The 17,581-nt window shown below is 64.0% G+C and carries 19 protein-coding genes; 9 read left to right on the top strand and 10 right to left on the bottom strand.

Going from position 1 to position 17,581, the window contains the following annotated elements; translation table 11 throughout:
* Window positions 1-17 precede the first annotated feature (17 nt).
* A complete protein-coding gene (locus IF809_RS19480) occupies window positions 18-1,409 on the bottom strand; it encodes a cryptochrome/photolyase family protein (protein WP_462838232.1) in 1,392 nt (463 codons plus the stop codon).
* A gap of 168 nt (window positions 1,410-1,577) precedes the next feature.
* Between IF809_RS19480 and IF809_RS19475 the strand changes: the two genes are divergently transcribed.
* Window positions 1,578-3,308, top strand: a complete 1,731-nt coding sequence (locus IF809_RS19475) for a methyl-accepting chemotaxis protein (RefSeq protein WP_462838228.1) — start codon at window positions 1,578-1,580, stop codon at window positions 3,306-3,308.
* Between the two features lie 118 nt (window positions 3,309-3,426).
* On the opposite strand, the gene IF809_RS19470 is transcribed toward IF809_RS19475, so the two are convergent.
* Window positions 3,427-4,086, bottom strand: coding sequence for a peroxiredoxin (locus IF809_RS19470; RefSeq protein ID WP_128966773.1), 660 nt, complete (start codon window positions 4,084-4,086; stop codon window positions 3,427-3,429).
* A gap of 391 nt (window positions 4,087-4,477) precedes the next feature.
* Here IF809_RS19470 and IF809_RS19465 point away from each other — a divergent pair, with 391 nt between their 5' ends.
* Complete coding sequence (locus IF809_RS19465) at window positions 4,478-5,050, top strand: hypothetical protein (protein ID WP_164938738.1); 573 nt, start codon at window positions 4,478-4,480, stop codon at window positions 5,048-5,050.
* 39 nt (window positions 5,051-5,089) lie between these two features.
* On the opposite strand, the gene IF809_RS19460 is transcribed toward IF809_RS19465, so the two are convergent.
* Window positions 5,090-6,955: an alkaline phosphatase family protein gene (locus IF809_RS19460; RefSeq protein ID WP_453997265.1), complete on the bottom strand. Its 1,866-nt coding sequence runs from the start codon at window positions 6,953-6,955 to the stop codon at window positions 5,090-5,092.
* A 217-nt stretch (window positions 6,956-7,172) separates the two neighbouring features.
* Window positions 7,173-7,454 (bottom strand): hypothetical protein, encoded by a 282-nt coding sequence (locus IF809_RS19455; protein ID WP_453983415.1) that lies wholly within the window; start codon window positions 7,452-7,454, stop codon window positions 7,173-7,175.
* 287 nt (window positions 7,455-7,741) lie between these two features.
* Between IF809_RS19455 and IF809_RS19450 the strand changes: the two genes are divergently transcribed.
* The gene (locus IF809_RS19450; RefSeq protein ID WP_462838227.1) at window positions 7,742-8,203 is read left to right on the top strand and encodes a hypothetical protein; all 462 of its coding nucleotides are present in this window, start codon (window positions 7,742-7,744) and stop codon (window positions 8,201-8,203) included.
* 144 nt (window positions 8,204-8,347) lie between these two features.
* Here IF809_RS19450 and IF809_RS19445 read toward each other — a convergent pair whose 3' ends face one another.
* The gene (locus tag IF809_RS19445) at window positions 8,348-8,698 is read right to left on the bottom strand and encodes a hypothetical protein (protein WP_462838226.1); all 351 of its coding nucleotides are present in this window, start codon (window positions 8,696-8,698) and stop codon (window positions 8,348-8,350) included.
* A 446-nt stretch (window positions 8,699-9,144) separates the two neighbouring features.
* On the opposite strand from IF809_RS19445, the gene IF809_RS19440 reads away from it, so the two are divergent.
* Entirely contained in the window at window positions 9,145-9,978 is an 834-nt protein-coding gene (locus tag IF809_RS19440) for a hypothetical protein (RefSeq protein WP_453983418.1), read from the top strand.
* Window positions 9,979-10,080: 102 nt separating this feature from the next.
* Window positions 10,081-10,785: an SDR family oxidoreductase gene (locus tag IF809_RS19435; protein WP_462838225.1), complete on the top strand. Its 705-nt coding sequence runs from the start codon at window positions 10,081-10,083 to the stop codon at window positions 10,783-10,785.
* Window positions 10,786-10,820: 35 nt separating this feature from the next.
* Here IF809_RS19435 and IF809_RS19430 read toward each other — a convergent pair whose 3' ends face one another.
* Window positions 10,821-11,924 (bottom strand): serine hydrolase, encoded by a 1,104-nt coding sequence (locus tag IF809_RS19430; protein ID WP_462838224.1) that lies wholly within the window; start codon window positions 11,922-11,924, stop codon window positions 10,821-10,823.
* A gap of 255 nt (window positions 11,925-12,179) precedes the next feature.
* Here IF809_RS19430 and IF809_RS19425 point away from each other — a divergent pair, with 255 nt between their 5' ends.
* Together IF809_RS19425 and IF809_RS19420 are read left to right on the top strand one after the other, a co-directional pair.
* A complete protein-coding gene (locus IF809_RS19425) occupies window positions 12,180-12,584 on the top strand; it encodes an ArsR/SmtB family transcription factor (RefSeq protein ID WP_462838223.1) in 405 nt (134 codons plus the stop codon).
* Between the two features lie 2 nt (window positions 12,585-12,586).
* Window positions 12,587-13,078, top strand: coding sequence for an SRPBCC family protein (locus tag IF809_RS19420; RefSeq protein ID WP_453983421.1), 492 nt, complete (start codon window positions 12,587-12,589; stop codon window positions 13,076-13,078).
* A gap of 102 nt (window positions 13,079-13,180) precedes the next feature.
* On the opposite strand, the gene IF809_RS19415 is transcribed toward IF809_RS19420, so the two are convergent.
* Window positions 13,181-13,519, bottom strand: a complete 339-nt coding sequence (locus IF809_RS19415) for a hypothetical protein (RefSeq protein ID WP_128966764.1) — start codon at window positions 13,517-13,519, stop codon at window positions 13,181-13,183.
* A gap of 283 nt (window positions 13,520-13,802) precedes the next feature.
* Between IF809_RS19415 and IF809_RS19410 the strand changes: the two genes are divergently transcribed.
* Window positions 13,803-14,300 carry a ferritin-like domain-containing protein gene (locus IF809_RS19410; protein ID WP_128966763.1) on the top strand — a complete coding sequence of 166 codons (498 nt, stop codon included), beginning with the start codon at window positions 13,803-13,805 and terminating at the stop codon, window positions 14,298-14,300.
* A gap of 88 nt (window positions 14,301-14,388) precedes the next feature.
* Here IF809_RS19410 and IF809_RS19405 read toward each other — a convergent pair whose 3' ends face one another.
* Both IF809_RS19405 and IF809_RS19400 read right to left on the bottom strand, forming a co-directional pair.
* Entirely contained in the window at window positions 14,389-15,240 is an 852-nt protein-coding gene (locus IF809_RS19405; protein WP_453983422.1) for an MBL fold metallo-hydrolase, read from the bottom strand.
* Window positions 15,241-15,276: 36 nt separating this feature from the next.
* Window positions 15,277-15,843, bottom strand: a complete 567-nt coding sequence (locus tag IF809_RS19400; RefSeq protein WP_453983423.1) for a NuoB/complex I 20 kDa subunit family protein — start codon at window positions 15,841-15,843, stop codon at window positions 15,277-15,279.
* A 215-nt stretch (window positions 15,844-16,058) separates the two neighbouring features.
* On the opposite strand from IF809_RS19400, the gene IF809_RS19395 reads away from it, so the two are divergent.
* Window positions 16,059-16,325 carry a hypothetical protein gene (locus IF809_RS19395; RefSeq protein ID WP_453983424.1) on the top strand — a complete coding sequence of 89 codons (267 nt, stop codon included), beginning with the start codon at window positions 16,059-16,061 and terminating at the stop codon, window positions 16,323-16,325.
* Between the two features lie 30 nt (window positions 16,326-16,355).
* Here IF809_RS19395 and IF809_RS19390 read toward each other — a convergent pair whose 3' ends face one another.
* The gene (locus IF809_RS19390; RefSeq protein ID WP_453983425.1) at window positions 16,356-17,576 is read right to left on the bottom strand and encodes an ABC transporter substrate-binding protein; all 1,221 of its coding nucleotides are present in this window, start codon (window positions 17,574-17,576) and stop codon (window positions 16,356-16,358) included.
* Window positions 17,577-17,581 lie beyond the last annotated feature (5 nt).

Raw genomic sequence — 17,581 nt, 5'->3', positions numbered from 1 at the left:
TCGTGTCAAAGCAGCGCTCAACCTTTGCGGATCTTCGCGTAAGCGGCGAGCGCGCGCTCGCGTCCCGCGGCATGGTCGACGATCGGTTGCGGATAGGTCTTGCCGAGCGTGATGCCTGCGCTCGTCAACTCGATCGGCGTTGCCTGCCAAGGCTGGTGGACCAGCTTCGCCGGCAGGTCCTTCAGTTCCGGTACCCAGCGCCGGACGTAGGCGCCATCGGGGTCGAACTTCTGCCCCTGGAGCATCGGATTGAACACGCGGAAAAAGGGCGCGGCGTCCGCTCCGCAGCCTGCGACCCATTGCCAATTGGCAGGATTGCTGCCGGCGTCCGCGTCGACCAGCGTGTCCCAGAACCAAGCTTCGCCAGCGCGCCAGTCGATCAGGAGGTGCTTGACCAGGAACGAGGCGACCACCATCCGAACCCGGTTGTGCATCGCGCCGGTGTGCCAGAGCTCGCGCAGGCCGGCATCGACGATCGGATAGCCAGTGCTGCCGCGTTGCCAAGCGGCGAGCGCCTTCTCGTCGGATCTCCAAGGGAAGTCGTTGAAGCTGGTTTGCAGGTTTTCGGTGGCAAGGCTCGGATGATCGTGGAGCAAGTGGCGGCAGAACTCGCGCCAGCCTAATTCGCTCAGGAACTTGTCGACGCCGGAGCTGATCGCCGGGTTATCGTCCGCGGCAAAGCGTGCGGCGTGAAAGACTTGGCGGGGGCTGAGCTCGCCGAACCGCAGATGCGGCGAGAGGCCTGAGGTCCCCCGGCGGTCCGGGCGGTCGCGGTCGCTGGCATAGCCGCGCACGGTGTGCTTGAGGAAGTCGCGCAGGCGTGTACGGCCCGAGGCTTCGCCGGGCGTCCAGGTCTCGCGCAGGCCGCCCGCCCAGTCCGGCCTGGTCGGCTCGAGCTTCCAGGTCTCCAGCCTATCGCTCCCCAACTTCGGGCCGGGGCGAAGTTCCTTCGGCGCGGAGAGCGGCTTGGGTGGATCGCCGAGCGACAGCACCCGCCGCCAAAACGGCGTGAACACGCGCAGGCCGCGGCCTTCGTTGTTGCGGATCGCCGAGGGCTGCACGAGCAAGTCGCCGGGAAAACTTCGCGAGTCCACGCCAAGCTTTGCCAGGGCGGCTTCGAGCTGTTTCTCGACGGCCCGATGCGGGGCCTGAGCGATCGCATTCCAGTAGACGACGCTGGCGCCGCTTTCGCGTGCTACCTCCGGGATCACCCTGGCTGCCGATCCCTTGCGCAGCACCAGTGATCCGCCGCGTGCCGCGATGTCGGCACCGAGCGCGCGCAGCGACTGCGCCAGCCACCAGCGTGCGGCGCCGCCGGGAGCCCGTCCGGCCGCGTCGTCCAGCACATAGAGGCAGATCACCGGCGCGCCGGATCCGGCGGCGGCGTGGAGGGCAGGATGGTCGGACAGGCGGAGGTCTTCGCGAAACCAGACGATGACGGGCGGGGGGCTTGGCGGGATCAGGGAATATCCTCGTTTACGATTAGGAAAGCGCCCCGCGCAGGGGCTGTGAACCAGCGTTAATGGGGTCGTAAGCGGATTGCATGAATATGCAGGAATTCCAGGAGCAGTCTATTTATGACCACACTACTAACGACGAAATTGGTGCCGCAGATCAAGCTGGGGACCAAGGCCGTCCTCTGCGCGGTCCTGCTGATTGGGATGAACACTGCCCTGGTGGTCGGCGCCGGCTATTGGTCGCTCACCTCGGCTTTCAACGAGCGCGCGCTACGCGACATCGAGGTCAATCTGCGCACGCTGGCGTTGGCCTTCGCCGAGATCGTTCCTGACGCCAGGATCACGATGCGGGATGGCACGGTGGCTCGCGCCGAGATCGCCAAGATGCCGGATTTCAGGGATCACGCCATCGTCGACCGCGTGACGACCTATGTCGGAGGAAGCGCGACCCTGTTCGTGTTCGACGATGCGAGCGGACAGTTCGTCCGCCGCTCGACCAACCTCAAGAAAGAAAACGGCGACCGCGCCGTCGGCACCCAGCTTGCCGCCGACCATCCGGCCCAAGCCGTGCTGCGGCGTGGCGAAGCTTACAAGGGCCCGGCGACGCTGTTCGGCAAGTCCTTCATGATCGCCTATTTCCCGATCGCGGATGCCGCCGGTAAGGTCGTGGGCATCCTCTATGTCGGCAATCCGATGGCGCAGTATGAGAGCATGCTGACCCAGGCGATGTCGAGCATGGCGGTCGCGGCCGGCGTCGCCGCCTTGCTGGTCCTGGTGCTCACCATGCTGGTCGTCCGCCGCGTTACCCGGCCGCTCACCTCGGTCACACATTCGTTGACGGCACTTGCCAACGGCGAGAGCGACGTCGCGATCGACTGCGAGGACCGCGCCGACGAGATTGGCGAGATCGCCCGCACGGTGGCGGTATTCAAGAGCAATTCGCTGGACCGGGCGCGCCTGCGCAGCGAGCAGGCCGCAGCTGCGGCCGCAGCCGTCGAACAACGCAAAGCCGATTTGCGCAACTTCGTCGACGAGTTCCGCGGCAGTGTCGGCGTCATCCTCGACAAGGTGCTGCATTCCTCCGGCGAGTTCGAGCGCGTGGCGCGGCAACTGACCGATACGGCGCGCTCCACTGCCGACCTGTCGGCGAAATCGGCCGGTGCGTCCGAGCAGGCTTCCGACCACGTCCGTTCGGCGGCGGCAGCCTCCGAAGAGTTGTCGCAGTCGATCTCCGAGATCACCCGCCGCGTGCAGGAATCCAACGCGATCTCCGCCGAGGCGGTGCAGCAGGCGGAGGCCACCGACCAGCGCATCGCACAGCTCTCCGAAGCCGGCGCGCGCATCGGCGACGTCGTCAAGTTGATCACCTCGATCGCTGAGCAGACCAATTTGCTGGCGCTGAACGCCACCATCGAGGCCGCACGCGCCGGCGACGCAGGGCGCGGCTTCGCCGTCGTGGCCCAGGAGGTCAAGACGCTCGCCGGTCAGACCGCCAAGGCGACCGACGAGATATCGAACCAGATCGAGAGCATGCAGCTGGCCACCGAGGAATCGGTCGCCGCCATCAAGGCGATCAGCCAGACCATCGAGCGCATCAGCGGCATTGCGAGCTCGATCTCGGCTGCGGTCGAGCAGCAGCGGACAGCCACCCACAACATCGCGGCCAGCGTTCGTGCTGCGGCCTCCGGCACCTCCGACGTCGTCGTCAATGTCCGTCAGGCGGCCGAGGGCGCGGGCGAGACCGGCGAAACGTCGAGCCGGATGTTCGCCTCCGCCCAGGCGCTCTCAGGTGAGAGCCTGCACCTGAAGGCCGAGGTCGACAGCTTCCTCGACCGCGTGCAGGCGGCGTAGTCCAAGGTCGTCATCCCGGGCCGGTCCGAACGACCAGGCCTCAGGTGCGCAATTGCGCACCCGGGCGATATCGAGATTCCGGGTTCGGTCCTGTGGACCGCCCCGGAATGACAGTTGGCTATTTCGGCTGTGGTACGATCCGGATATAGGGCTTCGGCTCTTTCCAACCCTGCGGGTAGATCGTCTTGGCCTCGTCATTGGAAACCGAGCCCGCGATGATGACGTCCTCACCCGGCTTCCAGTCGGAAGGCGTCGCGACGCGATGCTTGGCCGTGAGCTGGAGCGAGTCGATGACGCGCAGGATTTCCTGGAAGTTCCGCCCCGTGGTCATCGGATAGACCAGCACCAGCTTGATCTTCTTGTCCGGCCCGATGATGAACACGTTGCGGACGGTCTGGTTGTCCGCGGCCGTGCGAACGAGGGGATCACCTGAAACCGCGGCCGGCAGCATGCCGTACAGCTTCGAGACGTTGTAATCGGTGTCGCCGATCATCGGGTAGTTCGGGGCCGCGCCCTGCGTCTCCTTGATGTCTTCGGACCATTTGGCATGACGGTCGACCGGATCGACAGAGAGGCCCATCAGCTTGACACCGCGCTTGTCGAACTCCGGCTTCAACTTGGCGAGAGCGCCGAGCTCGGTCGTGCAAACCGGCGTGAAGTCTTTCGGGTGCGAAAACAGGAGAGCCCAGCTGTTGCCGATCCAGTCATGGAACTTGATCTTCCCTTCAGTGGTCTCGGCTTCGAAGTCGGGGGCGGTGGCGCCGATCGGAAGTGTCATGGTTTGACCTCATCACATTGAATTCGCTTGCGAATTATTGTCTGGCCGTCAGGTCTAGTATAGGCACTTCGCGGCCTCAAGTGAACGGCAACTGAACTGCTTGAAGTAAAATGTGAATTCCTCCTCTGAAGGGCCGACTTCCGAGCACGTTTTTGTTACGGCGGCGCGGGCGGCGAAACGTCTCCACCGGGACTTCACGGTCCCGATTGCCCCGATAATGCCTTTTATGACCCGCATCACGCCTGCCCGACGCTCTCCGGAACCGAAATGGTCTTCGCAGCGACTAATCGGCAACCATTGAGAAAACTCGCGATCCCCATATCGAATCGTTAACCACCCCTTTACGCCGGCATGAAAATGCTGGCGATCAGAAGAAATCTGGAAGTGAACTATGTCTGCCGCACTGCTGAAGTCCGTTGAGTCATCGTCCCTCGAACCGTCTTGCCGCGATACCGCGGCCCATGCGCTCTCCATCGTGCGCGACGGCGTGATCACGGGTGAAGGCCCGACCACCAGGGGCCGGGTACACTTTTCCCGCTCCATCGACGCCGATGACGCCGCCTGGTGCGCCCGCATCCTGACCGCCACAGCCGTCAACGACCAGCCGGTCAGCCGCGCCGAGGCCGAGGCGCTGTTCGAGATCAACGAAGCCGCGACCGAGCGCGCCGATGGCGGCCGGTTCGACGATTTGCTGACCAAGGCCGTCGCTCATTACGCCGCGAGCGCCTCGGGTCTGAAGGTGCCGCCGCGCAGCGTCGCGCTGGCGCAGGAGACCGACATCGAGAGCTGGGCGCCGTCCTATGCCTCCAAGGTCAACAGCGAGATGCTGGAGTGGATCGCCGGCCAGATGCGCGGCAAGCGCCAGAACAACCGTCGCCTGATGGCGATGGTGGCGACCTTCCTGGGCGCCACCGCGCTGCCTCTGGCGGGTCAATTGCCGAATGTCTTCGACATCGGCATGTGATTTCTCGCGCCCCTTCGAGGATGCGACGAAACGGCGGGGTTATTTCCCCGCCGTTTTTTGTTTGCCGGCCTCCGGCTCGAGGCCCAGCGTGCGGCCGGGGAAACCGGCGGCGTCGAAATAGCGCTGACTGCCGACGCGCTGCAGGTTGAGCACGGTCTGCAGCCCGTTCTCGGACGGCTTCGACTTCTCGACCGTCTTGAACGCCTTCGGCACGATGCCGTTGGGCAGGGCCTCCGACATCACCCGGCCGACCAGACCGCCATTGTGCGCGCCGTGCAGACCGAGAAGCCGGGCCGCGGTCATGCCGACGTCGGCATTGCTCACGGGCAGTTCGTCGACATAGCCGGCTTTGAAGTCCGGCCCGATCGCGGCCATGAAGTTGTAGGTGTCGCCGCGGCTGAAGCTGCCATGCATGCCCTGGCCCTGGCGCAGCACGGTGTCGGCCACCTGCACCGAGCAGTTGGTCGGCGCCTCGCCACATTCGCTGGCATAGGAGCGGAAGTTCACGACGATCGCCGGGGTCGGCGTCGCCGCCTTGCCGCGCAGGTTGATGCCCGACAGCGGCAGGGTGCCGGGAATGCGGCCGAGGGAGTCGTCGACGAACAGGCCCGAGACGTAGTCCTGCTCCATCAGCGCCTTGATCGTCCTGACGGCCAGCTTCTTGTCCTTGTTTGGCAGGTAGATCAGGTCAGAACCGCCGTTGGTGGCGACGACGAGGTCGGGCTTCTCCGGATTCTTGCCGAGCACGCCGTTGCCGGCCTTCGGATGCTTGTTACCCTCGACCTTCGCGTTCTTGTCGTTGGGGTCGAACAGCGGCAGGTCGAGCGCCTTGGCCAGATCGAGCGCCACGAAGCCCATCGGCAGGAAGTCCTTTGGCGTGTCGTCATAGCCGACCTTGGCCGACGGGCTGGTCTTGCTCTCCTTGGAGATGGTCGAGAAGCCGTGGTCCGCCTGGATCATGATGTTGGTGTTGGCGGCGAGGCCGAGCTCGTCCAGCGCCTTGCGGATCTGGGCGAGATTGTTGTCGACGTTCTTGATGCTCGCCATCGTGCTCGGGCCGTTGATGCCCGGCAGGATCTGGTTGAGGCTGTCGCCCTGGTTGTGCTGGGTGCCGTCGGGATCGCGCGACCAGAACACCAGCACGAACGGCTTGTTGCGCGCCTTGAACATCGGCAGCACCACCTTGGTGGCGACGTCGGCGAAATAGGCCTGCTGCGCCACATTGGCGACCGTCGTACCGGGCGTCTTAGCGTCGCCCGCCTTGGCATTGTCGCCGCGCGATGGCGTCGCGAGGGGGAGGCCCGCCTTGGTCAGCGCATCCTTCATCTCGTCCGAGAGCGCCACGCCATTCTTGCCGCCGGTGGAATCGTCGATCACGACCGAGTGCTGGCCGGGCTTGTCCGGATGATCGGTGTGGTCGAACTGGTAGGCCGGGCCGACCTTGCCGATCGTTGCCGTGCTCAGGCCCTTATCGCGGGCCATCTTCAAGATGGTCTCTTCGTTGAGATAGTCGCCCTTGAAATGCTCGTCGATGTCACCGAGCACGGCGTCGTTCTCGATGAAGGGGACCACGGTGTCTCCGGCGGGCGCCGACGTGTAGTTGGTCCAGATCGTGTTGGAGAACACGCCGGTGTCGCCGAGGTAGTGACCGGTCGACATCGCCGAGCCGTTGGCCATGGTGAAAGTCGGGAACAGCGAATGCGAGTTCTTGAAGTTGACGCCCTTATCGCGGACCTCGGCCATGGCCGGTGCGGTGTCGGGGGTGATTTTCAGCGCGCGCAGCCCGTCGGGAATGAACAGGATCAGGTTGCGGGGCGTGTTGTTCTCGGCGCAGGCAAGGTCGCTGAAAAGTCCGGTGGACAGCACTGTCAGCCCGGCTGACAGCAACACCAGTGAACGTCGCATCAAAATCTCCTAGCGGTGAGGCGGCTTGGCCGCCGAACCGCGGCCCCGGCAATCGTTTAGTTTTGCTGCATGACGGTTTTGTTACAAGAGGGGATCGGCATGCAGAAGTGACGGGGAGGCGGGCGGTGCTTCTGCGATTGCCGAAGCGCAGCCCGCAAAAGACGAGACCCGCGGCTAGATCAAGCCGCGGGTCTCGCCAAGACATGCCGCGCCGGCTTTACCAGCGATAGCCGCCGGTCAGCGTGCCGTTGTTATTGCCCTCAGGTCCCACATCGCCCTGCGTCGAGCTCGGCGTCGGATGGTTGGTGCCGTTGTACAAGGCGTACGGACCCGCAACGTCAGGATAGTACGCTCGCGGTTGAACCGGTTCGTAGGCGGGCGCGGTGCGGTCCGAGCCCACGCGAGGGCCGTTCCAGTCATAGCCTTGCGCCGAAGCGGCCGTGGTGCCCGCAACGAGAGATGCCGTGATCAGGCCGAGAAGTTTTGACGTGTTCTGCATGCGAGATGCTCCTTGCTTCTTGCCGGGGCCAACGACCGCAATGGGGGAGCGTTCCGGACCTATTGGTTGCAGTGCAATCAACTCCGATCAAGAGGTTATGAAGCGGCGTTCCCGGCGAGGAAGTGGCTGAAGTCCGAGGAGAATTTCGGGCCTTGTGCCGCACCCCGTTCCTCGTCAAGTCTCTGCCTTAACTAATAATTAATTATACGTTTGCGGGTGGGTCACAGGGCGGCCTAGCGTGCGGTGGGGAGCCGCTATTCGCGAAGCCAAACGAGTTGGTGCGTATCATGATGTCCAGATCATATGGGGCGTTGCTCGCCTCCTTCAGCGCAGCTGCGCTGCTCCTAAGCTCCGGCGACAGTTTTGCCCGGCCGGCCGGCGTCGCGCCGCAAGGCATGGTGGCTGCAGCTGCGCCGCAGGCTGCCGCACGCCCGCCGATGGCGCCGGGCGGGCGATTCCGCGGCCACGGCAATCGCTTCAACAATCCCTGGGTCTATTGGCCGGGCGGCGGCGGGTTCTTCTACGACGGCGCGAACTATAGCCAGCCGTTCGTTGATGCCGGGCAGCCCGTCACCAGCGACGTTCGCTATACTTACACCTATGACGTTCCCTGGGATTGGGCGCATCGCTTCCCGCCGAAGGTTGTGCCGTCCGACCGTCCCTACGTATCGAGCTGCCCGACCGAGCAGGTGACGGTGCCTGGCCGTGGCGGCGGCGAGCACACCGTCAACATCATGCGCTGCTACTGACGGGCAGAAGCGCCGAAGCGCGATGAGATTCAGATGAATCATCATCGCGCCGCAGCTTTGACCATGATCTTCTCGGAAAACCGCTGCACACGTGACGCGGCCGTCCGGACCCGGGGGGGCTGCATTGGATCGCTGCGAGGAGCGCTACAGAACGCCCATGGCGGCCGCTTCGTCGCGGTCGGTCTGTCGCCGGCGGACGACTGCCAGTTCGCCGCTACAGATCGTGAACTGGGCGGTGTCCGGACTGATGCCGAGCCGGCCACAGACCTCGCGATTCTCCTCGGCAATGGTCCGCTCGTGCTGCTCTTCGGCAGCCACGCGCGTAGCGGGTCCTGAAATGAATAGTGCGTGCAAGCCGCATGCAACTACCGCCGCCATCAGCAGCGCAAGCGCAAGCGTCGGCCGCGGATATTTTTCGGTTTGCTGTGAAGGATTGCCCCCGAACTTGACCGTGGGCTTAATCGAGGGCTTGGCCCTGCTTCCGAGTTCGCTCATGTAAGGTGCTTTCAACAATGAAAAAAATAAGAGTGTGAGAATCTACGCCACTACGGCAACGACAATGATTTCGACGACGAGAAGGATCGCGATCGTCAGGCTCGCAATCAGGTAGCCACGCCGGTAGCCTGGTTGCTCCGGAATGCCTTGCATATGAAATAGGCCACACACGCGCTCATTCCCGGCGTCGATTCACAATCGTGGACCTCTCGAGCCTACGAGACAACCGATCGCAGCGTGCGAAACAGTTTGCGTGCATCTTGCTCCGGCCACTTCTGCGAGAGCTGACGGCTGGGGTTACACGCGGCGCGAGCGGCGAGGCGCTGGTGCTGGCCTTGGCAACAGCTTGCGTATATCGGTGGGATTTCACGGGGGAGCGGCGGATGGAAGGCGCTGAGGTGGCGCGGCTGTTGGGGAGACAGCCGCGAGTCGGGCATGATGACATCGTGCAACATCCCCGCCTCGGCGAGGCGCGGCGGCATTATCTCGACTGCTTCCTGAGGCTCTATGACGGCGAGCCGTTCCTGGTGCGGCTGCTGATCGAGTCGGGCCGGTTCTCGCTCTATCATCTGGCGCTGGTGCTCGAGGCTGCGCAGGATCCTGCGCGGCGCGAGAGCTGGCTCACCATCGGGCTGTTGAAGAAATGGCTCGGCACGCTCGGCATGGCGAGCGGGCGACACGTCGATCACCTCGTCGGCCGGCTCCTGGAAGTCGGCTATCTTGCCTCCGCTCCCTCACCACATGACGGCCGGGTTCGCATCCTGTCCCTCACTGAAAAGGCGCGGGCGCATGATCGAGCCTGGCTTGCGGCCCACTATGCGCCCCTGGAGCTGCTCTATCCCGAGCACGATTATACGGATGTGCTGCGACCGACCGCCGAGTTTCAGGTTCTGCACCGGCGCACGTCGTTAGGTTTTGCGGCGCTCGGTGCGCGGCTCATGCTGTCCGAGCCGCATATGCTGCTGTTCATGAACCATGCGGCCGGCTATCCTATTCTTGCCGCGCTGCTCCAGGCGGCGCTGCGGGCGGACGAGCGGCATGCGACCGTGGGCTATAGCGATATCGGCGATCGTTTCGGCGTCTCGCACACCCAGGTACGCAAGCTGCTGGTTGCCGCCGAAGACCGGGGCCTCTTGAAGCTGCACGCACGGGGCGGGCAGAAGGTGGAAATCCTTCCCGAGCTGTGGGCGGCGCACGACCGCGGCATCGCCGGTGGGATGTACTATCATGACGTCGTCTTCGTCGCGACCATGAACGCTGCCGGCGCGCTGCGGGGCTAGATGCGGTGATCGCTTCAAGCATGGACCTGCCGGCGGGGATGGCGGTAGAAGTCCGGTGACAGGCCGAGCTGGTTGCTCGGCGAAGCAACGGGAATATCAATCATGGCAGCAGAGAAGGTCGCACTCGTCACCGCGGGCGGCAGCGGCATGGGCGCGGGGGCTGCGCGGCGGCTTGCAGCCGATGGCTTTCACGTCGCGATCCTGTCGTCCTCCGGCAAGGGGGAGGCGCTCGCGGCCGAGCTCGGCGGGTTCGGTGTGACCGGCTCGAACAATTCCAGTGACGATCTGAAGCGTCTGGTCGACGGCGCGCTTGCCCAATGGGGGCGGATCGACGTGCTTGTCAACAGCGCCGGACACGGCCCGCGCGCGGCCATCACCGAGATCACGGACGAGCAATGGCACACCGGCCTCGACACGTATTTGCTCAACGTCATCCGTCCAACCCGTCTGGTGACGCCGGTGATGGCCGCGCAGAAGGGCGGTGCCATCATCAACATCTCGACCGCTTGGGCATTCGAGCCGAGCGCGATGTTTCCGACCTCGGCAGTGTTCCGCGCCGGCCTCGCGGCGTTCACCAAGATCTTCACCGATACCCATGCGGCCGACAACATCCGCATGAACAACGTGCTGCCGGGCTGGATCGACAGCCTGCCGCAGACCGACGCGCGCCGCGACAGCGTGCCGCTGAAGCGCTACGGCAAGGTCGAGGAGATCGCGGCGACCGTCGCGTTCCTCGCATCCGACGGCGCCGCCTACATCACCGGCCAGAACATTCGCGTCGACGGCGGGCTGACGCGCTCGGTCTGAGGGGCGACGCGTGGAGTCGCGTTCTTGGTTCCTTGTCAGCCGTGCGCGGTCAGCAACCGCGCCAGTGCGGGCAGGATCTTGTAGCGGGCGATCTCGTGCGGATAGTCGCCGCGATTGGCGAGCAGCACGATGCCGATCCGCCTCGATGGCACCAGGCCGATATAGCCGGAGACGTTGTTGAGGCCGCCCGGCTTGTCGACGACGGTGAGATCTGGCAGGTGCACGGTCTCCCAGGCCATGGCTTGTCCGAAGGTAGCTTGTCCGAACTTCTGGCCGGTACGAAAGCTCTCGCGCTGCGTCATCCGCAGCGCCTCGCGCAAGCGCGGATCGACGGCGCGGCCGTCGACGCAAGCCGCAGCGAAGGTGGAGAGGTCACGCACGGACGAGAACATCTGGCCGGTGCCGGGAAAGTCGAAATAGCTCTGCTGGTTGCCAACAGGGCCGATTGCACGACCCTGGTCGGAATAGCCCTGCGCGACGCGCCGCAGCGCAGCCTCGTCCATAATCGCGCGGTTGTCGGACCCGCGCTCCGGAATCGACGTGGCATGCATGCCGAGAGGCGCGAGAATACGGCTCTCGATCAGTCTTGAGATCGGCGTGCGATAGCAGCGCTCGAGCACGAGCTGCAGCAGCACGTAACCGGCATGACTGTAGATGCGCTGCCTGCCGGGTGCGACGCCGGCGGGCGGCGCGAAGGCGTTGAGCATGTCGATGAATTGCGCCTGCGTGTAGGAATCGTTCTGCCAGGGCGGATGATCGGTCGGCAGCAGCAGTCCCGAAGTGTGCGTGGCGAGTTCGCCGACGGTGATTTTGCGAACATACTCACCGCTCAGCTCCGGCAGATAATTCGGCAGCAGATCGTCGGGCCGCAGCTCGCCGCGGAGCGCGCCAAGCGCCACCAGCGTCGCCTCGAACGGTTTTCTCAGAGAGGCGAGATTGAACAGGGTGTCCGGCGTCACGGGCTGTTTGGTGGCGTCGTCGGCAAAACCGTAGCTGAGGAATTCGACATGGCGGCCGGCATAGAGTGCGGCAGCGAGGCCGCCCGGCTGGTCCGGCGTCGCGGTGGGCGCGAGCTCGCTGGCGACGATGTCGCGCATCTGCGCGATCATGTCGGAATCCGCCGCGGCGCGTCTCGGCACGGCCAGTGCTGCCGCAAAGGGAACAAGCGCGGCGCGGGCGAGGGCTCGCCGAGTGATTTGCGATGAGAGGACAACAGGGGGCACGTGCTCTGACTGATCATGCAATGCGCCCCCGGATGACATTTTAACGAGGTGGGTGCCGCGTCCAATTCACGATTGCGCGTGCTGGGTTCCATATCGACTGTCGTAGAAAATACTTAGCTCATAAGCTAACGATCCTTGACGGCGGATCGTGACTTCTCTATAGTTAGCCTCATGGCTAACCAATTGCCCCAACTCGATCAGGTTTTCGCAGCGCTTGCCGATCCGACGCGGCGGGCCATCGTGATGCGGTTGTGCGCCGGCGAGGCCTCGGTCGGCAAACTCGCAGATCCCTTCGACATGGCGCTGCCGAGCTTCATGAAGCACATCCACGTGCTGGAGCAGAGCGGCCTCGTGCAATCGGAGAAATCGGGCCGCGTGCGCACCTGCCGCCTCAGTCCGGACGCGCTCCTCAGTGCCGAAGACTGGTTCCAACACCAGCGCGCGATCTGGGAGGCGCGCCTCGACCGGTTCGAGGCCTATGTGATGAAACTCAAGAAGGAGAGGGCGGCTGCCAAGCGACCGTCCAAAACAGCCGATAAGGCAACGAACAAGACAAGCAAACGGAAAGGCGCCTGACGATGACGAATTCTGCTAATGCCGCCCTGTCGCAATGGTCGATGGACCGCGAGATCGTGATGTCGCGCGTGATCGACGCGCCGCGCGACCTGGTGTTCGAGGCGTGGTCCGATCCCAAACACCTGCCGCATTGGTTTGGGCCGAAGGGCTTCAAGATCGAGACCTTCGAAATCGACGTGCGCGTCGGCGGGGTCTGGCGCTTCAACATGGTCGGGCCTGACGGTACGGTGTATCCGAACCGCATGCGCTTCCGCCGCATCGAGCGGCCGTCGTTGATGGAGATGGATCATGGCGTCGACCAGGACGACGATCCCGGCATGTTCCGCTTCACCATCACCTTTGCCGAGCAGGCCAACGGCAAGACCGTGCTGATGATGCGGCAGCTCGCAGCGAGCACCGAGCAGCGCGACGGCATGATTGGCTTCGGCGCCGTGGAATACGGCTACCAGACGCTCGACAAGCTTGCCGCCTATGTGGCGGCAATGAAGCGGTAACGTAAGCATCCACTTTTTCGTGGAAGCGGCACCGGCGAGGGAGGATCTCGCCGGGGTCGCTCTTGCGCTGCGTCCGCGAACGGAGCGCGGCTGGTACGTTCGCTAACGGCGCACATTGCCGTTGGAGGGAGGCGTCATCTCGTTGCGCATGCCGGGAGGGCTGGAGGCGCCTTGTCCGCCGCGCTCGACATGCGTGATGCCGCCGCCGCCGCTACCGGCTGCGCCACCTGCGCCCGCGCCACCGTTACCAGATGCGCCACCTGCGCTCGCGCCACCCGCACCTGCGCCCGCACCGCCGGCGCCAGCACCACCGGCTCCAGCACCTGCGCCAGCACCGCCACCGGCACCACCACCACCGCCCGCACCTTGCGCGAACGCTGCGCCAACCGAGGCTCCGGCCAGCACCGCCGCCGTGAAGATCGTCAGAACTGTCTTACGCATATCTTTGCTCCTTGAGATTTCGTAGACGACCCAGTCATCAATCGTGCTCGTTCCAGAACGGGCACAACCTTGCGATGAGGCCGCACCTGCGCAGAACCGCGGGGCGCGTGCGGCGTTCCTGCTGCCCAGAAGCTGTCTGACGTTCCGCTATCGCAGGTTAGCGCCGGGTCCTGCGCCGGAACACGCGCGACTCCTGCGGCGAATCGATCTGGTCCCCTTAGGAACGATCACCGGGAGGAGGCGGTTTGCGGCAACGAGGCCAGTCAAGATGGAGGACCGGAAAATGGCTAATGCAGCCCGCGATACATTCGTTGTTGGACTACGCAACGCGCATGCGATGGAAGTGCAGGCACGAGAGTTGATGGAGCGCCAGTCGGAACGGCTGGACGAATACCCGGAAGTGAAGGCGAAGGTTGCCGCCCACCTCCAGGAGACCAATGAGCAGCTGAAGCGGCTGGAGAGGTGTCTTGAAGCCTGCGGCGAGAGCACCTCCAGCCTGAAGGACACGACGCAGTCGATGATGGCCAACATGCAGGCGATGGCGCATGCGATGGCCGGCGATGAGATCCTCAAGAACACCTTCGCCAACAACGCCTTCGAGAACTTCGAGATCGCCGCCTACAAGTCGCTGATCGCGCTCTGCGGCGCGGCCGGCGTCGCCGAAGCCAAGGAGCCGCTCGAGGCGTCCTTGAAGGAGGAGCAGCGGATGGCGTCCTGGATCGATTCCAATGTCGAGAAGGTGACGATGGAGTTCCTCAGTCACCAGCGCCAGGCAGCGTAGCTTCCACGCGATTGTATCGCCTGTACCAACCACCGGCGCCCGGAATCGCCGGTGGTTTTTCACATCCTGGTGCAGCGACGTGCTTTAACTAGCTACCTCGTTGCTGAGAAGGCACGGCGACCTCGTCGAACCGCTCGGCGAGGGTGTCGAGGGCGCTACGCATGGCCGGTCCCTGCATCGCGGCGCCGTGGCCCGTGATCACGATCTCCGGTGCGAGTGCAGCAAGTTCGCGCACCGAGGCTTTCGCGCTTGCCCAATCCGGCGTGAAGTACATCGGGGGCCCGTGCATCTCCGGCGTCTGCGTCACCGCCGCATAGACCGATTCCTGCCGCGTCGTGATAAACGCATCGCCGGCGATCAGCACGCGATCGCGCTCGCGCCACAGCGAGACGTGGCCCGGCGTATGACCGGGCGTGTGAATCCACCGCCAGTCCTGCATGAACGGCACGCTGTGATCTGCGGGGAGATCGTAGAGCCGTGATGCGACATTGACCGGGCTGGTCGGAAACAGCGGCGAGAGCAGCGCCAGTAGTCCGCCGCCGACGCTGGGATTGGCCGGTGGATAGGATCGGGTGCCGTCGAGATAAGGATGCTCGGCGTGATGGGAATAGACGGGTACGTCCCACTCGTTCGCCAGGGTTTCCAGCGCGCCGACATGATCGAAATGCGCATGTGTCATGATGATGCAGGCCGGGCGGCCATGTCCGCCGAACCGTGCGCCGGCGGCGGAGCGGATGGCACGCGCAGATCCGGGAATTCCCGCGTCCACCAGGACCCAATTGCCGTCGCCGGCGCCCTCGAAGCCGACGAAGACCACGTTGACGATGGCGAGCTGGCGATAGGCGACGTCGGCGACGATCTGCCGCGTCTCGTCGTTGCGGTCGAGGTCGAATTCGGGGTGCTCGGCTGCCGCCGCGGAGGGGAGAGGAATCTGCGCCATGTCGATCCGATTAACCCAATTCTCGGTTGTCGTTCTCTATCGTTCGATAGTGCCGATGCGGCGGATCTTCTGTTGGAGTAGCAGCACCCCGTAGAGCAGCGCCTCCGCAGTCGGCGGACAGCCCGGGACATAGATGTCGACCGGCACGACCCGGTCGCAGCCGCGCACGACGGAATAGGAGTAATGATAGTAGCCGCCGCCGTTGGCGCAGGACCCCATCGAGATGACGTAGCGCGGCTCCGGCATCTGGTCGTAGATTTTGCGGAACGCGGGGGCCATCTTGTTGGTCAGGGTGCCAGCGACGATGATCACGTCGGACTGCCGCGGCGAAGCCCGGGGCGCGAAGCCGAACCGTTCGGCGTCATAGCGCGGCATCGACATCTGCATCATCTCGACTGCGCAACAGGCCAGACCGAACGTCATCCACATCAGCGATCCCGTCCGGGCCCATGTGATCAATTCCTCGGCGGTGGCGGTGAAGAACCCCTTGTCCGAGAGGTCGTCACGGATCCGCATGAAATAGGGATCGGATGAATTGACCGGTTGCCCATGGCCAGGACGCTGGATGGACACATTGCCGGCGGGTCGAGAAGCATCGATCATCAGTCGTCTTCCGCTCGTTGGGCGCAACTTCGCGAAGTGGTTGCAACCTGCTGAGAACCGCCTGTCGCGGCCCGGCGTTCCTGCGGCCGAGAATCTGTTTGCCGTTTTGCTATCGCAGGTTAGCGCAAAGTCCTGCCGCCGGAACACACGTGGGTTTGAGGCGCGACGCGCTCACCTCCCGGAGGAACGATAGCGGCGCTCAGGCTTTGGCCGTGATGGCGCACATTATCTTCAGTGACTACCGCAGCCCGGCCGCCGAGCAGGCTTACGAAATCGCCTGGGACTTTCTCGCGCGGACCGGCGCCATCCGCGATGAGTTCGAGGCCTGCGTGTTCCTGGCGCAGCGGATCACCATGATGGTGGAAGAAGGCCAGGCCCACCGCATCCGGATGGCCAACCGGGCCATCTGTGAATACCAGCGCCATCTTGAGGAGTCCGACAGTCTCATCCGGAGTGGCGGCCGCCGCGCCGAAGGGCAGTGAGCGCCGGACCGGGCATGAAGCCCGCTTGCCTCACTCTTTCGCCTCGTCCGACACGATGTCCCCAAGCTTCTGCCAGTGCAAACCGTCGAACTGCACCATCTGGAATTGCTTGATGACGCGATAGTCGGTGGGCGTCGTTGTGACGGAGATACCCGGCAGGGTCAGGTCGAGTGCGACGTCCTTGAGATTGGAGGCCTGCCGCATCACGTTTTCGCGGGTGAGGTCATTGCCGCATTGCTTCAGCACCTGAACCAAGAGCTGCGCGGTGATGTAGCCGTAGACGTTCAGGTTTGAATCCTTGTCGCCGTCGGGATAGTACTTGGTCATGAAGGCGAGATAGCGCTTCATGCCGGGATCGTCCTTCCATTCCGGGTCGGCAGCATCCTTGACGTAGCCGACGCTGACGATGCCTTTGGCGTTGTCGAGACCGGCCGGCTTCAGCACGGCGCTGACGGAGGACGCGTTGATGTCGATGATGTGCAGCGGCTTCCAGCCGATCTCGGCGACCTTCTTGATGGCCTGCGCCGCCTGCTTCGGCGTCGTGGCGCTGAACAGCACGTCGGCGCCGGCATCCTTCAGCCGCAGGATCTGCGAGTCGATGGTCGGCTCGGTGATCTCGTAGGACGTCTCGGCGACGATCATCTTCGCCTTGTCGCCGAGGCCGGCCTTGAGACCGGCGAGATAGTCCTTACCGAGGTCGTCGTTCTGGTAGAGCACGCCGATCTTCGCGTTTGGATGGTTCTTCAACAAATACTGCGCGTAGATCCGTCCCTCGACCAGATAGGATGGGTTGAAGCCCATGGTCCAGGGAAAGTTCTTGGGATCGGTGAATCGCGCCGCGCCGGTGGCCGCGAAGAGCTGCGGGATCTTCTTGGCGTTGAGATATTTTTGCACGGCGACATTCGGCGCGGTGCCGATGATCTGGAACGTCAGCAGCACCTCGTCGCTTTCGACCAGCTTTCGCACCTGCTCCACGGTCTTCGGTGGTGAATAGGCATCGTCGTACTGGATCAGCTGGATCTTGCGGCCGTTTACGCCACCCTGGTCGTTGATCATACTCATGTAGGCGGCCTGGGTCTTGCCTATCACCGCATAGGACGAGGCAGGACCGCTGAGCGGTACGGTCTGGCCGACCTTGATCTCGATATCGGAGGCGCCGGGATCGTATTTCTTCTGCGCGTGGGCTTGCGCGATCATCATCAGCAGCGCCAGCGCCGAGGCCGCGGCGCGTTCAAGAAGTCGTTGTTTCATTTCCA

Source organism: Bradyrhizobium sp. UFLA06-24, assembly GCF_054967145.1.
This window is presented reverse-complemented; position numbering and strand designations above follow the sequence as displayed.